Source organism: Microbulbifer sp. A4B17 (assembly GCF_003076275.1).
GTDB lineage: Bacteria > Pseudomonadota > Gammaproteobacteria > Pseudomonadales > Cellvibrionaceae > Microbulbifer.
In genome coordinates this window covers 221,386-239,081 of sequence record NZ_CP029064.1, presented here as the reverse complement: position 1 = coordinate 239,081, position 17,696 = coordinate 221,386, and the positions used below count along the sequence as shown (strand labels likewise).

The following is a 17,696-nucleotide window of genomic DNA, read 5'->3' as shown; positions in this document are numbered from 1 at the left end:
CTCTGGCTAATTCCGTAAAATCCCTGGCGGGCTCTCAGAAACTCCTCAGCACCCGATTCAGGTGGTATGGGAGGCCTTCAAAGGTGTCACATTGTGAGCGCGCGGTGCAGGTGCAACCGGCTGCGGTGCCGAACTGCTGTGCCGCAGCAAATCTTCCAACGCCACCAGAGCCTTATCATTGCGCTGCACTTCATCCTCCAGAGTTCGAAGATCCGTGCGACGACTGCGAGTTTTCTGTTTCAGCTCTGTAAGCTTAATCAGGTGGCGGTTCAGTAATTGCTTTTGATACTGCGCATGCTGTTTAAGAGGCTCAAGGGCATGCTCCAGCCAGTTTTCCGCCTTGTTACTCATATCGTCGTAGAGCCTGCCCACTTCACTGGCGAGCGTGGTAATAAAGCGCTCACTGAGGCGGCTGCGACGCGCAAGCAGTAATTGCGGGGAACGTCGTAGCTGCGCGGCCTGCCGATGCAGGCCGCGCAGGGCAAAGCGAAATTTGCGGATAGTGAAATACTGCTCTGCATCGTCAACTTTCTTCAAGCTGGAGCGTTCAAACACCGCATCAAGCAAGCGGTTAGCCTGATCTACCTCCCGCTCAAGGTTGGACAGCTGGAGGTCCACCCCCTCCATAAATGTGTCAATAGCCTTGGCCAGACCCATGGGCGTCCAGCGGCGGTTGAGGGTAGCCAGGGTATCGTCGATCAGCGACTGTAATTGCTGTTTGGAAATTGGCGCTAGCAGAGAGGTGCTTTGTCGCGAAAGCATTCGCTGGCTCGATTTGAGCGTCAGCAACTCCTGGTGACAAAGCTTGTGTTGATCGCGAACAGTTGTCTGTAGCTGCTCCAGTTCTGCCAACTGCTCAGAGGTACTGCCACTATTACGCTGCAAGTGAGATAGTGCAGCGCGTCCACTATTCAAACGACGCTTGAGCAGGTCGCGGGTATCAGCCATCAATGTCAGCGCCTGGTGCAGTGAGCGATGTTCGGCCATTTTATGGCGATGCTCCAACAAGCGCTGCACTAACATCCGCTCAAACTCACCATAGCGGCTATTTCGCAGCAGATCCGGATCACGCTGCTGTCGGCCTAGCAGGGCCATTTTTGCAGAAACGCCAGCAACGCTGTCCTGAGGTAGAGACAGCAGACCTGCCACTTCAGCGCGCATGCGGCGCAACAGCAGCTCCGCATCCTCCTCGGGATCATCCCAGAGCACATCCATCTTGTTGAGCAGGGCCATCACGGATGTTCCGCGATGCTCCTGCAATGGCGCCAGGTGAGTCTCCCACATACTCATATCGGTGCCACTTACCCCGGCATCGGCAGCCAGCAGGAAGGCGACGGCCTGGGCCCCAGGCAATGTACTCAAAGTCAGTTCCGGCTCATTGCCTAGGGCGTTCAGTCCAGGGGTATCGATAATACGCAACCCCTGGTCCAGCAGTGGATGCGGCAAGCTGATCAGAGCAAAGCGCCAAGCGGGGATCTCGACAAGATTCCCCTTGCCATCCAGGTGGCGCCGGTCAAAACCGTAGCGAGCGGCCTCTTCCGGCATCACCGACTTAGTCGAGGCAACCTTTAATAAAGTTTCACGGGTCGACTCCGCATCCTTGGCATCAAACTCGTGAGTTACCCACTTTTGCGGAATTCGACGGAAACTCTCCAGGCTGGTATTCGTCGCCAGGGTCTCGATCGGCAGTAGCCGCAAACTGGCGCGTTCGCTGCCATCGCTGAAGATTTCCGTGGGACACATAGTGGTGCGCCCGGGCCTCGAAGGAAGTAAACGCTGGCCGTAAGTTTGCGACAACAGCGCATTGAGCAATTCAGTTTTCCCCCGTGAGAATTCCCCTACCAGAACCAAGGTGAACTGGTCATCGGCAAGCAGGGCGCGGGCCTGCTGTACAACCTGGCATGCGCCTGCAGAGTTAGAGAAGTGCTGCTCAAGCCATTGGCTGAAGTGGGCGAACTGACGATCGAGGTTCTTTTTCCAACGGTCGTAGTCAGAAATATGCTGGCGTAAAAGTGCGTCTTCCATTTCACGGTGTTCTTGTTATTGAGACCTGGTGACTATCGACCCACCCCTGGGATGAGGGAAAAGGCCGTCAATCGATAGTATATGAGTCTAACACCGCGCCAAATGCGATCCAGTGCGCGCGGCTGAAGAAATGTTCAGCCGATCACAATTTAAGGAACCTTTGAACTACTCCTTAAAAGCCGGGTATATGCCAGAACAGGCTATAGACAAAGGCGGGCATATTGGCCATCTGGGCAAAGCCAAATAACAGCTTGTCGGCCACGGTAAGCAGGATAAAGACGAAAATCGGGCTGATATCAATCACTCCCAATGGTGGAATCAGTCGTCGCACAGGGCCGCAGAAGGGCTCCAGGAGTTGATGCAATAGAATCAAAACCGGGTGGCCACTATTCGGAGCAATCCAGCTGGCAACGATAGAAATCAACAAGCCGATAAACACCACCGCTATCACAGTGGATATACAGCCAATCAATGACCACAGCAGTGCACTGAGGGGGTTAACCACACCGTAACCGGCAATCATGGCGCAAGCCATAATCATCACCCAGCCGACTAACAACGCCAGCACCACCGACGCCATATCGACACCAAAAAGTCCCGGCACTACTTTGCGCAATGGCAGTAGCAAAGGGTTTGTTACCTTCACAATACCCTGGGATAAGGGGTTATAAAAGTCCGCGCGGGCCAACTGCAATAAGAAACGCAACAACACGGCAAAAAGGTACAAAATGCCCACTATGCCTACGACATAAACGCCGATACTGCTAAAGGTATTGACCATGGATAAACCCTAAACAAAAAGATTAACGGCAGCCCATGCTGCTTCCACAACTTAGACTCGTACTATTAACTGTCTAATTCTTTTGCCATTTCCGCAGCCCGCTCCTCACAATCGCGCATGGCATCGGCTACCAATTGTGGCAATCCACCCTGCTCAAATCTTTGAACGGCACGCTCAGTAGTGCCACCCGGCGACATTACATTGCGTTTTAATTGCGCGACATCTACATCACTGGCGACGGCCAGTTTGGCGGCGCCCAGAGCAGTTTGCAACACAAGGCGCTCCGCATCAGCGCGAGCGAGACCACCAGCGGAGGCCGCATCAATCATGGCCTCCATAAACTGGAAAAAGTAAGCTGGTGCCGATCCCGCTACTGCAATTACCTGATCAATGCCGCGTTCTTCGTCAACCCAGTAAGAGATGCCCACTGCATCAACGATACGCTCGGCAAGCTCTCTCTGCTCATCTGTTACTTGGCTATCGGCATAGAGACCGGTAACCCCGGTTTGTACCAATGCGGGAGTATTGGGCATTGCCCTGACAATGGGTAGGTGCTCTCCCATCCAACGCTGGTAAGCAGCCAGAGGGATGCCCGCTGCAAAAGTGATAATGAGCGGCGTTCGCTCGGCAAGATGTGGCTTTAACTCCTCACACAGTGCGCGCATAACCTGTGGCTTAACAGATAGAACAATCACATCTGCTTCTGCAACCGCAGCAGCATTGTCATCACTGATGCTGACACCATGAGTTTCCGCAAAAGCATTGAGCTTGGCCAGGTCGCGACCCGTAGCAATAATCTTATCTGCTGGATGGCCAGAAGCCACCAAACCACCTATAACCGCACCAGCCATATTGCCGGCACCTCCGATAAAGACGATTTTAGGGTCTGCGGCACTCACTCTCATCACCTCGGTAGCTTCAGATGGTAAAAGGTTTTTCACCATTCCTCCTTTGGAGGAATTCGATAATATGTGGTCACTCTATGGGAATAACAAGAGTGCCACATCAAGGTGGCCCCTTCCAAAGGGGGTACGGAGATATGCAAGAAGGATGGCATTTTTGTCACCTTTCTAACCAATACCAAGAGCTATCGCCGGGACCTGCGTCGGGTCGAATATGGTGACGGGTAAGCTCCAAAGATGCGTGCCTTCCTGAAAAACAGCTCACCGCGACTGAGCAATAACTGTTTAATTACAAGTAAAAGAAAACGGCCTTTACGGCCGTTTTCGCTGCAGAATCAAGCTGATTTAACAGTTTGTAATTAGCTAAACAAAAAGGGAAATGTTTCCACAATCGCAATCAAGTTAAGAGCAATCGCCAGAATCCACAGCCAATAACGGCTCTCCTCTCCGAGTATTCCGGTAACTGCCGAATTCAAAAAGCCGGTAATCAATGAGATTTTGGGAGAGACAAATGAAAGCAGGCAGATAAAAGCCAACCACTCAAGTGCTACCCAGGTCACCAGTACACTATTCGTAACAGACAGAGACAATACTGCACTCACCGATAAAAGCAGCAGCGCTACATCTACAGTCTCAGATTTTGTCATTCCATATCCAAAAAAATCTATTTGCATACTAATTCTGTCATGCAGAATAGTTTCGTGCCCCAAAAATATCCGTGCCGATACGCACAATAGTGGCGCCGCAGGCAATAGCAGCCTCCATATCTTTAGACATACCCATGGATAGTGTTTCGAGGGCCTGTTCGGGAAATTCTTCGCGAAGACTTTGCAGCAGCCCTGCCAACTGGATAAACGGTTTTTCCTGCTCAAATACATTGTCACGAGCAGCGGGAATCGCCATCAAGCCACGCAGGCGCAGCCCTGGCAATATCATCACTTCACGCGCCAGAGCCACCAAATCCTGTGGAGCTATGCCAGACTTGCTCTGCTCGCCATCGATATTCACCTGCAAGCAGATATTGAGTGGTGCCATATTACTGGGACGCTGTGCCGACAGACGTTGGGCGATTTTTAAGCGATCCACCGTGTGCATCCACTGGAATCGCTCCGCCACAGCGCGGCTTTTGTTCGATTGAAGCGGCCCAATAAAATGCCAGTGAATATCCAGGTCGGACAGGGCATCCTGTTTTTGCAGGGCTTCCTGTAAATAGTTTTCGCCAAAGTGATGCTGGCCAGCTGCAAAAGCAATCCGCAGGTCTTCCGCCGGTCGTGTTTTGGAAACCGCCAACAGGGTAATTTCTGCGGGGTTGCGATCGCAGTTGTTGCAGCATGTCACAATCCGCTCACCTACTGCATTCAGGTTTTCGACGATTGTCTCTTTGCGCATATACTGGTGCCCTTACCGATTTGAGCGGCGATTTTACCTGAGCCCAAACAAGAACCATAAGGTAGCAGTATGGATATCACTGAACTCCTCGCCTTTAGCGCCAAGCAAAACGCCTCGGACCTACACCTCTCGGCGGGCCTGCCGCCGATGATTCGTGTCGACGGCGACGTGCGTCGTATCAACCTGCCCTCGATGGAGCACAAGCAGGTACACGGCCTGATCTACGAGATCATGAACGATAAGCAGCGCAAGGATTACGAAGAACTACTGGAAACAGACTTCTCTTTTGAAGTCCCCGGTGTCGCCCGCTTTCGTGTAAACGCCTTTAACCACAACCGGGGTGCCGGCGCCGTATTCCGGACCATTCCCTCCAAGGTTCTCACTATGGAAGACCTGGGAATGGGCCAGGTTTTCAAGCAGATTTCAGATACTCCCCGCGGCTTGGTGCTGGTAACCGGGCCCACGGGTTCCGGTAAGTCCACTACCCTGGCGGCGATGATGGACTACATCAACGACAATAAATACGAGCATATCCTCACCATTGAGGACCCGATCGAATTTGTGCACGAATCCAAGAAGTGCCTGGTGAACCAGCGTGAGGTACACCGGGATACCCACGGCTTTGCCGAGGCACTGCGCTCTGCACTGCGTGAAGACCCGGACATTATTCTCGTGGGTGAGATGCGGGACCTGGAGACCATTCGCCTGGCGCTGACTGCGGCAGAGACCGGTCACCTGGTATTCGGTACCCTGCACACCACTTCCGCCGCCAAAACCATTGACCGTGTGGTGGATGTATTCCCGGCGCAGGAGAAAGCCATGGTGCGTTCAATGCTGTCGGAATCCCTACAGGCCGTTATCTCCCAGACGCTAATGAAGAAAAACGGCGGTGGCCGGGTCGCTGCCCACGAAATTATGCGTGGTACCCCAGCCATCCGTAACCTGATCCGCGAAGACAAAATCGCGCAGATGTACTCGGCCATCCAGACCGGAGCCAGCGTCGGCATGCAGACCATGGACCAATGTCTGGAAGACCTGGTGGCACGCCGCATTATCAGCCGCGAAGTGGCTCGCGAGAAAGCCAAGATGCCGGAGAACTTCTAAACGGCCAAAACCCGCCCCCAATCTGGGGAAGAAAAGTCGAGATAAAACGCGGTAAACACCATGGATATTGAAAGACTTCTACAACTGGTTGTAGAGAAGGGCGCTTCGGATTTATTTATCACGGCGGGCGTCCCGCCCTCCATCAAACTGCACGGCCGAGTGGTGCCCTGCAGCAGCACCGCGCTCACGCCAGAGAAGGCGCGCGAGCTGGTGGTGGGAACCATGAACGAGAAACAGCGGCGCGAGTTTGCCGAGCAAAAGGAATTGAACTTCGCGATTGCAGTGCGCAACGTGGGGCGTTTCCGGGTATCGGCCTTCTTCCAGCGCAATCTGGTGGGTATGGTGCTGCGTCGCATCGAAACCAAAATCCCCACTATCGATGGACTCGGACTACCCGATGTACTCAAAGACCTGGCCATGACCAAACGCGGGCTGATTATTTTTGTCGGCGCCACCGGTACCGGTAAGTCCACATCCCTCGCCTCCATGATCGGCCACCGCAATGAGAACACCAAGGGCCATATCATCACCATTGAGGACCCGATCGAATTTATCCACCAGCATCGCGGCTGTATTGTGACCCAGCGCGAAGTGGGCCTGGATACCGAGTCTTTCGATGTAGCCCTGAAAAACACTCTGCGTCAGGCGCCAGATGTTATTCTGATCGGTGAGGTACGCTCCCGCGAAACCATGGACCACGCCATCGCTTTCGCCGAGACCGGCCATTTGTGTCTGTGCACCCTCCACGCCAACAATGCCAACCAGGCCCTCGACCGGATCATTCACTTTTTCCCGGCAGACCGCCACAAACAGTTGTTTATGGACCTGTCCCTCAACCTGAAGGCGATGGTGGCCCAGCAGCTGGTACCGACCCCCGATGGCGATGGCCGCCGTGCCTGCCTGGAGATCATGATCAATACCCCACTGATGTCGGACCTGATCCGCAAGGGCGAAGTTGATAAGATCAAGGAGTTGATGAAGCGCTCTGGTGAGCAGGGAATGCAAACCTTCGATCAGGCACTCTACGAGCTCTACGACGGGGGAGAAATTACCTATGAGGATGCCCTCTCCCACGCCGACTCTGCCAACGATTTGCGCCTGATGATTAAGCTCAAATCCGAATCCGATGCCGAGTACTTAAATAGTGCCGCTGGTGAGTTGAGTCTACAAAATGATTCAGAGTACGGAGACGGTGGTCCTCAGCTCTACTAGCCCCCGATCCAGCCAGATCAAAACCGTTTACAGGCATATCAAAGGTCCCCAGCCTGTAAACGGTTTTCACCCGGTATAATCCGCTGCGGATATTTCCGCGATGCAAAAGCTGATCCCGCCCGATATTGAATGATCTCGCAGGCTCTTTTCTGCAGCATTTTTATTGGAAGAAAATAGCTTTTCAATAAGCCTCTATTTTCCTGCGCAATGTCCCGTTTAAAGAGTGACCAATCAATATGAATAAAAAAGTCGCCTTGATCACTGGTGGCAACCGGGGCATTGGTGCCGCGACAGCCAAATTACTTGCCCATAGGGGGTACCTGATTGCCATTAGCTACCGGCAGCGCAAGCAGCAAGCGGAAGAACTGATCGCCGAGCTTCGGTCTTTTGGTGTTTTAGCAATAGCCGTTCGCGCCGATATCTCCTCGGAGAAAGATATTGTTCAGCTATTCAATGCGATCGACGAGCAACTAGGCCCAATTAGCTGCCTGGTTAACGAGGAAGCCTGCGGCCTGTCTTCCATAAACCCAGGCAAGCGCGAATAATCAGGGTATGTTTTGCGGTATTAATGGTGGCAGCCGTAATCGCTGTTTTTATCCGCGGAAGCATTTAAGCTCTAACACATCTCTGCGATCAATCCTTTTACCGAGGGCAGCATGCGCCGGCTCACCAGCGGCGCTGCTGTTACGCCATCCAGCTCTACCCGGTAATTTGTACCGTCCCTGCGCAACCCAACAATATATTGCACAGCCACCAGCGCGCTGCGATGAATACGCACGAAACGCTGTCCAAACTCACTCTCAAGCTCTTTTAGAGACTCATCCAGAATGGTCTCTCCAGCAGAGTGATGGGCCACAACATACTTGCTGTCCGCAACCAGACAGCGGATGGAATCTACATCCAGCAACTCCACCCCCAGGCGACTTATCGCCTTAATACGGCTACGGCCACTGGGCTCCTCCAGATCCTGCTTGGTTAACAACTGCTGCTGCGGCTTACTCAGACGCTGCGCTTTGGAAACCGCCTCGCGCAGCTGTTCGACATTCACAGGTTTTAATAGATACCCAACCGCTGAGGTGGCAAAAGCGGGCAAAGCAAACTCATCGTGGGCAGTGCAGAAAATTATTGCCGGCGGACACGCGAAACTGGATAACTGCTGAGCCAATTCCAGGCCGCTACCACCGGGCATTTCAATATCCAGTAGCACAAGGTCCGGGTCGAGTTCGCGGATCTGTGATAGTCCGGCTTCAATATCTGCCGCTTCTCCCACAGCAATACAATTATCGATCCTCTCCAACTGCCGGTGCAGACGGGCACGAGCCAAAGGCTCATCATCAACAATCAGTACGCGCAATTGGGTCACTCCATCACCTCGATCGTTTTCTTGGAATTTGTGGTGGACTCTATTTCCCGCCGGTCCACTTCCCGGGGTGATAAGGGTAGCTGTAGTATGACCCGGTACCGGCCCGCCTCCCGACGGGCGGTAAATTTGAAGCGATCGCCGTAGTATGCAGTGAGACGCTGGCGAATATTCTCTGTCGCCATGCCATTACCAGTCTTCGCAGGAACTGCACTGTCCTGTGGCAATGGGTTTTCAATAACAACTTTGAACATGCCCCCCTCTTGCGAGAGTTGTACACTGATCTCTCCGCCTGCCCGCAACTGTGCCACACCGTGCAACACCGCATTCTCCAATAGGGGTTGTAGCAACATACTGGGCAGCTGAACCTTATCCAGGCCCTCGTCTAGCTGCCAACTCTGGCGCAAACGCTCCCCCAGACGCAGGGCTTCAATCTCCAAATAGCGTTGGGCTAGAGTAATCTCTTGCGCTAAAGGCACCAGCTTTGGATCGGCGAGGCTTGCACGAAATAATGCACATAAATCCTCTACCAACCGCTCCGCGCGATCAGGATCAACAGCGATCAAACTAGCCAGGCTGTTCATACTGTTAAAGAGGAAATGGGGGCGAATCCGCGATTGAAGTGCCTCAATTCGGGCACCGAGCTCCGCCTGCTGCTGGTTGTAGAGTTGCTGCTGAAGATAGGCGTAGCGCAATACCACCCCCGCACAAATAGCCCCAAGCAGGCAGTCGCCCGCAAACCCCCAACTGTCAAAGCTGGTCTGTAACAGCACCGCGCGCAGGGAGCGCTGCACTGCCATCACCAATATGAGCACCGACAGCACTGCAATAAAACTCAAGCCGCCAGCGAGTTTGTGGGGCATTTTCGCCAGGCTCGGCCGAAGCCGGCAAAGTAGCGCGGCCGAGGGCAATATCACCCATTGGATCACCAGAGAGATCAGCCCCAGGCGCTGCCAACTGAATTCGGGTAAACCATCCAGGGCCAGGACCAGCACCAATGCCAGCAATTCCCCCATCAACACCAGTACCGCCAGAGAGGTGACACTACAGAGGTCTGGCAGAAACGGAAGCTGCCCAGATAGCGCAGAATCCTTATTTCCTGTGCAATATTTTCGAATTTTCTGCGCTATAATGCCCGACGGCCAGGGGGATGACATGCAGTTGTTATTCTTGATTGTCCCAAAGTTCCAAGCGCAAGATACCACCAAGCTCCCCAGCCTTTCACCTCACTGCAGCCAGGAAAACCATGAGTAACGAAAAATCCCTCTCTGAGTCCTCCAACAATCCTGCCGCCAAACTCTGGGGTGGCCGCTTTAGCGAAGCCACCGATGCCTTTGTTGAGCGATTTACCGCCTCAGTGACTTTTGATCAGCGTATGGCAATGGAAGACATCCAGGGGTCACTTGCCCACGCGCAGATGTTGTCAGAAGTAGGGGTATTAAGTGCTGATGAATATCACAAGATAGCCGACGGCCTGAAGGGCATCGCCGAAGAGATAAAAGCGGGTGAATTTCCCTGGTCTGTGCAGCTCGAAGATGTCCATATGAATATCGAAGCGCGCCTGACCCAACGCATTGGTGCCACTGGCAAGAAACTGCATACCGGCCGCTCGCGCAACGATCAGGTGGCAACCGACATCCGCCTGTGGCTGCGTGGGCGCATCGATCTGATTGCTGCCGAACTGACCCGCCTGCAAAATGGCTTGGTCGATTTAGCGGAGCGCGAAGCCGATACCATTATGCCCGGCTTTACTCACTTACAGAGCGCGCAACCGGTGACCTTTGGCCACCACTTACTGGCCTGGAACGCCATGCTGAGCCGGGATTTCGAGCGCCTCATGGATTGCCGCAAACGGGTTAACCGCTCACCGTTGGGGGCCGCAGCACTGGCCGGCACCAGCTATCCGATCAATCGCGCACGCACGGCGGAGTTGCTGGGTTTCGATGCCCCCACAGAAAACTCCCTCGACTCGGTCAGCGACCGGGATTTCGCTATCGAATTCTGTGCTTTCGCCGCGCTGCTGCTCACCCATCTGTCTCGGGCCAGTGAAGAGCTGGTGCTGTGGACTTCCAGCCAGTTCGACTTTATTGACCTGCCCGATCGCTTCTGCACCGGCTCCTCAATTATGCCGCAGAAGAAAAACCCCGATGTTCCGGAGCTGGTGCGCGGAAAAACCGGTCGGGTTAACGGCCACCTGATTGCACTGCTCACACTGATGAAGAGCCAGCCGCTGGCCTATAACAAAGACAACCAGGAAGATAAAGAGCCGCTATTCGATGCCGCTGATACCGCACTGGATTGCCTGCGCGCGTTTGCCGATATGGCGCCGGCACTGAAGGCGAAAAAAGAAAATATGCTGGAAGCTGCGGCCAAGGGCTTCTCCACCGCGACGGACCTGGCCGATTACCTGGTGCGTAAAGGGGTGGCCTTCCGCGATGCTCACGAGATTGTCGGGCAGTCGGTATCCTTTGCCATTGAACAGGATAAAGACTTATCCGAACTCAGCCTGGCCCAGCTACAACAATTCTCAACAGAAATTGGCGAAGATGTATTTGAGGTGCTGACTTTAGAGGGCTCAGTTGCGGCGCGCGACCATATTGGCGGTACCGCACCGAACCAGGTGCGCGCGGCCTGCAAGCGCGCACGGGAGGAAATTTCTCAGCGCGCTTAAGCGGATAAGCCGAGGGAAACCTGTTCGCCTTGCTGCTCGCTCAATACGCGGTCAAGTAAAGTGGGCAGATCCTCACCGGTCGTGGTGCAGTTCCAGCCGGGATTTTCAAAAGATAGATGGTAGCCACCGGATTTGGCGGCGACCCACAGCTCCCGGTTGGCGGACTGGCGCGAGAGAATTACCTGGCTGCCATTGCCCTCCAGAGTCAGGGTCAGCACCGCATCACTGCGTTCGTAGTCAATATCCCAATCGCAGTGATCGAGTGCATCCTCAATACCGATTAGAGTCTGCTCCACAGCCGCATCATATTCCGCTTGGCTCATCTTTGGTTACTTCTGTTACCGAGTAATGTGTTGAATCAGGTGGGCCGCTATACTATCAGGCTTTTGCCGGTTACCGCTGCGAATCTCCGACTCTCAGGATGTTATCGATGCTCAAAAAACGACTCTCTCTATTATCCATTACCATCGGTGCCACTGCACTGTTACTGGGCTGTGGCCAAAAAGGTCCTCTCTATCTTCCCCAGGACCCCGCCATGCCCGCCTCCAATATTCCAGGCGGTCCACCAGAGACAGTACCCACCAGCGGTGCTGCACAACCCGGCGAACCCGGCTCTGCAGCAGAACAGGCAGTGGAAACTGTTGACGAAATTGAATCTGAAGACGGCTATGAGCCCGACTTCGGTATTGATGACACTATTGAGACCGGCCCGACTATCGAAGTCGACGACGAATCGGGCACAGCGGATGACTCCAATGTCGAGGAAGATTTAGAAGAGTAAGAACCGGTAATATGAGAGAGTTTAGTTATCGTGACGGTAGCCTGTGGGCTGAACAGGTTTCACTGGAACAAATTGCCGAGCGATTCGGCACCCCAACTTATGTCTACAGCCGCGCGCACTTTGAGCGGCAATACCGGGATTACGCCGAGGCTCTCGGCGATCGCCCCGGTCTTATCTGCTACGCGGTTAAAGCCAATAGCAACCTGGGTATTCTGTCACTGCTGGCACAGTTGGGTGCGGGTTTTGATATTGTGTCTGGCGGTGAATTAGAGCGGGTACTGCTCGCCGGCGGCGATCCATCCCGAATCGTATTTTCCGGTGTGGGCAAAACCTCAGAGGAAATGCGGCGCGCCCTGGATATTGGAGTGCACTGTTTCAATATTGAATCGGAGGCAGAAATTGACCGCCTGGAGCGGGTGGCCGCAGAGTGCGGTAAGCGCGCCCCGATTTCTATCAGGGTCAATCCCGATGTGGATGCCCAGACCCATCCCTATATCTCTACCGGACTCAAAGAAAATAAATTTGGTATTGCCATTGAGAAGGCTATCGAGGTTTATCAGCGCGCTGCAGATTCCGAGTACCTGAAAATTACCGGTGTGGATTGCCATATCGGCTCTCAACTCACCGAAGTCGCTCCTTTCCTGGATGCCCTGGATCGCCTGCTGATTCTTATCGATCAGCTCGCCGAGCTGGGGATTACCCTTGAACACCTGGACCTGGGTGGTGGCCTCGGCGTGCGCTATCGCGGTGAAGAGCCCCCTCCTGTGGGAGATTACCTGACAGAAGTCCACAAGCGTATCGGCGAGCGCAATTTATCACTGATTCTCGAACCTGGGCGCTCCATTGCCGCCAATGGTGGAGCCCTTTTAACTCGAGTCGAATACCTCAAGCGCACCGAAGGGCACAACTTCGCTATCGTCGACGCCGCCATGAATGACAACCTGCGCCCTGCCCTTTACCAGGCATGGCAGGATATTGTGCCAGTGACACCGGACGAGAGTGAAAGTACCCTGTGGGATATTGTCGGTCCGGTGTGCGAAACTGGTGACTTCCTGGGTAAGAACCGCTCCCAATCACTGAAAGAGGGGCAGTTGTTAGCCATGTTGTCGACCGGTGCCTACGGCTTCACCATGAGCTCCAATTACAACAGCCGCTGCCGCGCCGCTGAAGTGCTTGTGGATGGCGACAAAACTTACCTGGTGCGTGAGCGGGAGACTTTTGCCGACTTGGTTCGCGGCGAAACCACTGTCCCCGAAAAAGCCTGATCAGCTACTTGCATCGCAGTGGGGTCCATTTTTCAGCCCGGGCCCCAAACCGCAGCCTAAGCAGCGGAAAATCAGTACGAACAGAGAAATGGAATGCGCGTTAAATTCAGCAAGATGCATGGGCTCGGCAACGATTTCGTGATGCTCGACGGCGTCAGCCAAAAAATTAAACTGACCCCGGAAAAAACTCGTCGCCTGGCTGACCGCTGCCTCGGCGTGGGCTGCGACCAGGTACTGCTGGTGGAGCCGCCCCGCACACCCGAGGCAGATTTCCGCTATCGCATATTTAACGCCGATGGCAGTGAAGTGGAAAATTGCGGCAATGGCGCCCGCTGCTTTGCCCGCTTCGTGCGCGAACGCCGCCTCACCGGCAGGAAAAATATCAAAGTAGAAACTGCCGCAGGTTTACTGCACCTGAAAGTGCTCGATGGTGATCAAGTTAGTGTCGATATGGGGGCACCGGTTCTCGAGCCCCAGAAGGTGCCCTTTGCTGCCGATCGTCGTGCAGACTCCTACCCTCTCGATGTAGATGGGGAGACCTTTACCATTGGTGCCGTATCGATGGGCAATCCTCACGCCGTCCTCTTGGTTGAAGATATCACCTCGGCACCAGTGGAAAGACTGGGCCCACTGATTGAGCGCCATCCGCGTTTCCCACAAAAGGTCAATGCTGGCTTCCTGCAAATAGAAACGCGTGATGAAGCCCAACTCAGGGTATTTGAGCGCGGTGTTGGTGAAACTCGCGCCTGTGGCACCGGAGCCTGCGCCGCTATGGTTTACGCCCACCTGCGCAACCTGGTGGATGACAAAGTCCGCATTCATCTACCCGGCGGCGCGCTGACAATTCACTGGAGCGGACCGGGCCAGCCAGTTACTATGACCGGGCCCGCAACTACGGTTTTTCACGGGCAGATTATTCTCTAAACAAAAGTCCGGGTGGTTGGCACTGAATTATCATTTATACGTCAGGGGCAGCTACGGGCGTTGGGCTCTCCCCAACCCGATCGTCCCATGCCCCACCCGCGCCAGATAAAGCAAACACAATGGAATACACAGACGCCAATCAGCCCCCTGAAGAGATTGCCGCCGATACACACAAGGAAAACCAGCGCGACGATAAACTGCTGGCGCGGCAGGTGGCCCGCTACCTGATTCAAAACCCTCAGTTTTTCGAAGAGCGTATGGAGCTTCTGGAGACCATTAAGCTGCCCAGAGATAATGGCAAAACCGTATCACTGATGACACATCAGACCAATCTCTTGCGGGAGCGGAATATTGAGATGCGCCAGCGTCTTGACCAGTTGCTACACAATGCCCGCGATAACGACCAGCTGTTTTTCAACAGCCGCCGACTGATTCTCTCACTCCTGGAAGCGGAAAATATTGGCGAAGTCACAGAGGTTCTCTACTCCAGCTTTTCTGCAGACTTTAATGTGGAGTTCACCAGCCTGACCCTATTCGAACCAATACCGGTTTCAAGGCAGAGTTTGGGCAAGGTACATACCAGTACATTCGCGGATGCGGAGACGGCGATTGGCGGCATAATTCGCAACGGACGCCCTATTTGTGGTGTTTTACGTCTGCGGGAGAAAGAGTTTCTATTTGCAGAAGATGCCGAGCACATAGCTTCGGCAGCGGTAGTGCCACTAGCTAATCAGGTTGGCGCCCTGGCAGTCGGCTCACCTGATCCCCAATACTATCGATCCAGTCTGGGAACCCTGTTCCTGTCCTATATCGCCGAAGTCCTGGAGCGCCTGCTGCCTAAGCTACTCGACAAGTAGTGGTTAACAAATTGTGGCCCCAAGAGTGGGTTAGATGGCTATGATAACTATCGCCCCGCCTTTCGGCGGAGCGATAGCAGCCTGAGATTAGATAGGGCGGCTTCCGTATTTCGGCTGCGGTTTACGCGGGGGATCGGCGGTAACTTCTGGATCAACTTCACTAATTGCACCACCACCGGCGAGAAACTCCTCTACATCGGAGCTCAATTGGCTCCGGGCTCGCTGACGAGATGTGATACTGCGTTCTTCTGCAAATTCCTCGGAGTCCTTGCTGCGAGAGTTCTTACCCTGATCTTCATAACCATCTTTCATAGCTAAAACCCTGTAACCTTTACTCCTGTTACAGAGGGAGTACCTCTGTGCCGCCCCTTTCCTGCGGCGCCAACAAGACTGACAACCACTTCCCAGTGGCAATCCCCTACCGCGTAAAAAGCGGCGATTAATTTATAGGCAGTTACCAACCCCCGTGCCAGTAACATAAGGAGGGGCCTGTAGAGTTTTTTGCTGGGAAAGCGAATGGATATATTTCAGTTAGTTATGAAAATTTCCATGCCAGGCCAATAGCGGGAATATAATGAAAGATAGAGAACAAAGAGCAGAAGGCGAGATGGTGGGGCTTACCATAAGTTTGGGAAAGCCCCTTACGGGGCTTTCGGAGGCGTCAAGGAGTTACTCAGAGCCTCCCTGGTGATACTCAATCGCTAGGTTGAGAAAGAGCTATCAACGGCTACACAGCTTCGCTACCGGTTTCACCGGTACGGATACGAATGACTTCCTCGAGAGCCGTGATAAATATTTTACCGTCACCGATTTTGCCGGTTTGCGCCGCCTTTGTGATTGCCTCAACAGCGGAATCCACCATCTCGTCATCAACAGCGAGTTCCAATTTTACTTTAGGTAGAAAATCCACCACATATTCGGCGCCACGATAGAGTTCTGTATGGCCTTTTTGGCGCCCAAAACCTTTTACCTCGGTGACGGTCATTCCCTGCACGCCCACTTCAGACAGGGCAGTGCGTACATCATCCAATTTGAAGGGCTTTACTACAGCCGTAATCAATTTCATCTTGAGTATTTCCCCTGATTCGTCCTCGTCGAGAGAACCTTACCCAGGTCACTGCCCCGGTTATGGGGCAGCACCGACACTGTTAACTTATTTGCTCATAAATTCCGGGTAAGCTTCCATTCCGCATTCGGTCAAGTCAACACCCTCTTGCTCCTCATCTTCGCTCACACGGATACCAGTGACGAGCTTAAGCAGGTACCACACCGCCAGAGAGCTGACGAATACCCAGCCGAAGATAGTCAGTGCACCAATTAACTGCCCTCTGAAGCTGGAACCATCGTTAGTCACAGGTACCAATAACAAGCCAAGTAAACCGACAACACCGTGTACGGAAATTGCTCCTACCGGATCATCAATTTTCAGTTTATCCAGGGTGATGATAGAGAAGACCACTAGCACACCGGCAATCATACCGAAGAGGGTTGCCTGCAGCGCAGTCGGGGTTGAAGGCTCTGCCGTAATTGCCACCAGGCCGGCCAGGGCACCATTCAACAGCATGGTCAGGTCAGCCTTGCCAAATAGGATACGGGCAGTGACCAGTGCGGCAATAGCCCCACCGGCAGCAGCAGTATTGGTATTTACAAAGACCATAGCGACAGAGTGTGCGCTGGCAGCATCGCCCAGCTTCAATACCGAGCCACCATTGAAGCCAAACCAGCCCATCCACAGGATAAAGGTACCCAGGGTAGCCAGCGGCAAGTTAGCACCGGGAATGGCATACACTTGGCCGTTGGGGCCGTATTTACCTTTGCGCGCGCCCAGTAGCAGGACACCGGCGAGCGCAGCCGCCGCACCCGCCATATGCACGATGCCAGAACCGGCAAAGTCAGAGAAACCGAGATCACCCAGGTTATACAGGCCGAAAACTTCTTTACCACCCCAGGTCCAGGCACCTTCCAGCGGGTAAATAAAACCGGTCAAAACTACTGCAAAGGCCAGGAAGCTCCACAATTTCATACGCTCGGCAACTGCACCGGAAACAATGGACATTGCGGTAGCTACGAAAACCACCTGGAAGAAAAAGTCTGAAGCTCCAGAATAAACGGAGTCACCTTCAAAACCATTTTCAGCTGAATCGCTGAGAACACCTTCCAGACTAAACGCCTCAATACCGGACAATGCCCAGCCACCATCGTACATAATGGCGTAGCCAGTCAGCAGATACATAATGCAGGCAATCGCAAACAGAGCCACATTCTTGGTCAGAATTTCCGTGGTGTTTTTGGAGCGTACCAAGCCGGCTTCCAGCATGGAAAAGCCAGCGGCCATCCACATTACCAAGGCTCCGCACATCAGAAAGTAAAAAGTATCAATTGCATATTGCAATTGAAAAATTTGGTTCTCCATATTCCTCTCCGT

Annotated in this window: 19 protein-coding genes; 8 read left to right on the top strand and 11 right to left on the bottom strand. The window is 53.7% G+C overall.

Annotated elements, in window-relative coordinates; translation table 11 throughout:
- Positions 1 to 57: 57 nt before the first annotated feature.
- The 5 genes from BTJ40_RS01165 to BTJ40_RS01145 all read right to left on the bottom strand — a co-directional run bounded on the left by BTJ40_RS01165 (position 58) and on the right by BTJ40_RS01145 (position 5,097).
- Positions 58 to 2,025 (bottom strand): dynamin family protein, encoded by a 1,968-nt coding sequence (locus tag BTJ40_RS01165; protein ID WP_108731399.1) that lies wholly within the window; start codon positions 2,023 to 2,025, stop codon positions 58 to 60.
- Positions 2,026 to 2,197: 172 nt separating this feature from the next.
- On the bottom strand, positions 2,198 to 2,806 hold the full coding sequence (locus BTJ40_RS01160) for a YggT family protein (RefSeq protein ID WP_108731398.1): 609 nt from the start codon (positions 2,804 to 2,806) through the stop codon (positions 2,198 to 2,200).
- 65 nt (positions 2,807 to 2,871) lie between these two features.
- Positions 2,872 to 3,747, bottom strand: coding sequence for a pyrroline-5-carboxylate reductase (proC, locus tag BTJ40_RS01155; protein ID WP_369974266.1), 876 nt, complete (start codon positions 3,745 to 3,747; stop codon positions 2,872 to 2,874).
- 320 nt (positions 3,748 to 4,067) lie between these two features.
- Entirely contained in the window at positions 4,068 to 4,355 is a 288-nt protein-coding gene (locus tag BTJ40_RS01150; protein WP_157953851.1) for a hypothetical protein, read from the bottom strand.
- A 37-nt stretch (positions 4,356 to 4,392) separates the two neighbouring features.
- A complete protein-coding gene (locus BTJ40_RS01145; RefSeq protein WP_108731396.1) occupies positions 4,393 to 5,097 on the bottom strand; it encodes a YggS family pyridoxal phosphate-dependent enzyme in 705 nt (234 codons plus the stop codon).
- Positions 5,098 to 5,166: 69 nt separating this feature from the next.
- Between BTJ40_RS01145 and BTJ40_RS01140 the strand changes: the two genes are divergently transcribed.
- From BTJ40_RS01140 to BTJ40_RS01130, 3 genes are all read left to right on the top strand, one after another.
- Positions 5,167 to 6,201, top strand: coding sequence for a type IV pilus twitching motility protein PilT (locus BTJ40_RS01140; protein ID WP_108731395.1), 1,035 nt, complete (start codon positions 5,167 to 5,169; stop codon positions 6,199 to 6,201).
- Between the two features lie 60 nt (positions 6,202 to 6,261).
- Positions 6,262 to 7,413, top strand: a complete 1,152-nt coding sequence (locus tag BTJ40_RS01135) for a PilT/PilU family type 4a pilus ATPase (RefSeq protein ID WP_108731394.1) — start codon at positions 6,262 to 6,264, stop codon at positions 7,411 to 7,413.
- 236 nt (positions 7,414 to 7,649) lie between these two features.
- The gene (locus BTJ40_RS01130; RefSeq protein WP_108731393.1) at positions 7,650 to 7,958 is read left to right on the top strand and encodes an SDR family NAD(P)-dependent oxidoreductase; all 309 of its coding nucleotides are present in this window, start codon (positions 7,650 to 7,652) and stop codon (positions 7,956 to 7,958) included.
- Positions 7,959 to 8,029: 71 nt separating this feature from the next.
- Here the strand turns inward: BTJ40_RS01130 and BTJ40_RS01120 are convergent, their stop codons facing one another.
- Together BTJ40_RS01120 and BTJ40_RS01115 are read right to left on the bottom strand one after the other, a co-directional pair.
- A complete protein-coding gene (locus tag BTJ40_RS01120) occupies positions 8,030 to 8,776 on the bottom strand; it encodes a LytTR family DNA-binding domain-containing protein (protein ID WP_108731392.1) in 747 nt (248 codons plus the stop codon).
- Positions 8,773 to 9,930 (bottom strand): sensor histidine kinase, encoded by a 1,158-nt coding sequence (locus BTJ40_RS01115; protein WP_108731391.1) that lies wholly within the window; start codon positions 9,928 to 9,930, stop codon positions 8,773 to 8,775. The genes BTJ40_RS01120 and BTJ40_RS01115 overlap by 4 nt, the downstream gene beginning before the upstream one ends.
- Before the next feature lie 89 nt (positions 9,931 to 10,019).
- On the opposite strand from BTJ40_RS01115, the gene argH reads away from it, so the two are divergent.
- Positions 10,020 to 11,444, top strand: a complete 1,425-nt coding sequence (gene argH, locus BTJ40_RS01110; protein WP_108731390.1) for an argininosuccinate lyase — start codon at positions 10,020 to 10,022, stop codon at positions 11,442 to 11,444.
- On the opposite strand, the gene cyaY is transcribed toward argH, so the two are convergent.
- Positions 11,441 to 11,767 (bottom strand): iron donor protein CyaY, encoded by a 327-nt coding sequence (gene cyaY, locus BTJ40_RS01105; RefSeq protein WP_108731389.1) that lies wholly within the window; start codon positions 11,765 to 11,767, stop codon positions 11,441 to 11,443. The genes argH and cyaY overlap by 4 nt on opposite strands.
- Positions 11,768 to 11,874: 107 nt before the next feature.
- Between cyaY and BTJ40_RS01100 the strand changes: the two genes are divergently transcribed.
- From BTJ40_RS01100 to BTJ40_RS01085, 4 genes are all read left to right on the top strand, one after another.
- Complete coding sequence (locus BTJ40_RS01100; protein WP_108731388.1) at positions 11,875 to 12,225, top strand: lipoprotein; 351 nt, start codon at positions 11,875 to 11,877, stop codon at positions 12,223 to 12,225.
- 11 nt (positions 12,226 to 12,236) lie between these two features.
- Complete coding sequence (gene lysA, locus BTJ40_RS01095; RefSeq protein ID WP_108731387.1) at positions 12,237 to 13,490, top strand: diaminopimelate decarboxylase; 1,254 nt, start codon at positions 12,237 to 12,239, stop codon at positions 13,488 to 13,490.
- Positions 13,491 to 13,583: 93 nt separating this feature from the next.
- On the top strand, positions 13,584 to 14,414 hold the full coding sequence (gene dapF / locus BTJ40_RS01090; RefSeq protein WP_108731386.1) for a diaminopimelate epimerase: 831 nt from the start codon (positions 13,584 to 13,586) through the stop codon (positions 14,412 to 14,414).
- 119 nt (positions 14,415 to 14,533) lie between these two features.
- Positions 14,534 to 15,271 carry a DUF484 family protein gene (locus tag BTJ40_RS01085; RefSeq protein WP_108731385.1) on the top strand — a complete coding sequence of 246 codons (738 nt, stop codon included), beginning with the start codon at positions 14,534 to 14,536 and terminating at the stop codon, positions 15,269 to 15,271.
- A gap of 87 nt (positions 15,272 to 15,358) precedes the next feature.
- Here the strand turns inward: BTJ40_RS01085 and BTJ40_RS01080 are convergent, their stop codons facing one another.
- The 3 genes from BTJ40_RS01080 to BTJ40_RS01070 form a co-directional block, all read right to left on the bottom strand.
- The gene (locus BTJ40_RS01080) at positions 15,359 to 15,583 is read right to left on the bottom strand and encodes a hypothetical protein (RefSeq protein ID WP_108731384.1); all 225 of its coding nucleotides are present in this window, start codon (positions 15,581 to 15,583) and stop codon (positions 15,359 to 15,361) included.
- Between the two features lie 415 nt (positions 15,584 to 15,998).
- Positions 15,999 to 16,337, bottom strand: a complete 339-nt coding sequence (locus BTJ40_RS01075; protein WP_108731383.1) for a P-II family nitrogen regulator — start codon at positions 16,335 to 16,337, stop codon at positions 15,999 to 16,001.
- 87 nt (positions 16,338 to 16,424) lie between these two features.
- Positions 16,425 to 17,684 (bottom strand): ammonium transporter, encoded by a 1,260-nt coding sequence (locus tag BTJ40_RS01070; protein WP_108731382.1) that lies wholly within the window; start codon positions 17,682 to 17,684, stop codon positions 16,425 to 16,427.
- Between the last annotated feature and the right edge of the window lie 12 nt (positions 17,685 to 17,696).

Coding starts and splice junctions, on each gene's coding strand:
- BTJ40_RS01080 (WP_108731384.1), bottom strand. CDS start 15,583: ATGAAAGATGGTTATGAAGATCAGGGTAAGAACTCTCGCAGCAAGGAC.
- BTJ40_RS01160 (WP_108731398.1), bottom strand. CDS start 2,806: ATGGTCAATACCTTTAGCAGTATCGGCGTTTATGTCGTAGGCATAGTG.
- lysA (WP_108731387.1), top strand. CDS start 12,237: ATGAGAGAGTTTAGTTATCGTGACGGTAGCCTGTGGGCTGAACAGGTT.
- BTJ40_RS01100 (WP_108731388.1), top strand. CDS start 11,875: ATGCTCAAAAAACGACTCTCTCTATTATCCATTACCATCGGTGCCACT.
- BTJ40_RS01165 (WP_108731399.1), bottom strand. CDS start 2,025: ATGGAAGACGCACTTTTACGCCAGCATATTTCTGACTACGACCGTTGG.
- BTJ40_RS01115 (WP_108731391.1), bottom strand. CDS start 9,930: ATGTCATCCCCCTGGCCGTCGGGCATTATAGCGCAGAAAATTCGAAAA.
- BTJ40_RS01140 (WP_108731395.1), top strand. CDS start 5,167: ATGGATATCACTGAACTCCTCGCCTTTAGCGCCAAGCAAAACGCCTCG.
- BTJ40_RS01135 (WP_108731394.1), top strand. CDS start 6,262: ATGGATATTGAAAGACTTCTACAACTGGTTGTAGAGAAGGGCGCTTCG.
- cyaY (WP_108731389.1), bottom strand. CDS start 11,767: ATGAGCCAAGCGGAATATGATGCGGCTGTGGAGCAGACTCTAATCGGT.
- BTJ40_RS01130 (WP_108731393.1), top strand. CDS start 7,650: ATGAATAAAAAAGTCGCCTTGATCACTGGTGGCAACCGGGGCATTGGT.
- BTJ40_RS01145 (WP_108731396.1), bottom strand. CDS start 5,097: ATGCGCAAAGAGACAATCGTCGAAAACCTGAATGCAGTAGGTGAGCGG.
- dapF (WP_108731386.1), top strand. CDS start 13,584: ATGCGCGTTAAATTCAGCAAGATGCATGGGCTCGGCAACGATTTCGTG.
- BTJ40_RS01150 (WP_157953851.1), bottom strand. CDS start 4,355: ATGACAAAATCTGAGACTGTAGATGTAGCGCTGCTGCTTTTATCGGTG.
- BTJ40_RS01075 (WP_108731383.1), bottom strand. CDS start 16,337: ATGAAATTGATTACGGCTGTAGTAAAGCCCTTCAAATTGGATGATGTA.
- argH (WP_108731390.1), top strand. CDS start 10,020: ATGAGTAACGAAAAATCCCTCTCTGAGTCCTCCAACAATCCTGCCGCC.
- BTJ40_RS01085 (WP_108731385.1), top strand. CDS start 14,534: ATGGAATACACAGACGCCAATCAGCCCCCTGAAGAGATTGCCGCCGAT.
- BTJ40_RS01070 (WP_108731382.1), bottom strand. CDS start 17,684: ATGGAGAACCAAATTTTTCAATTGCAATATGCAATTGATACTTTTTAC.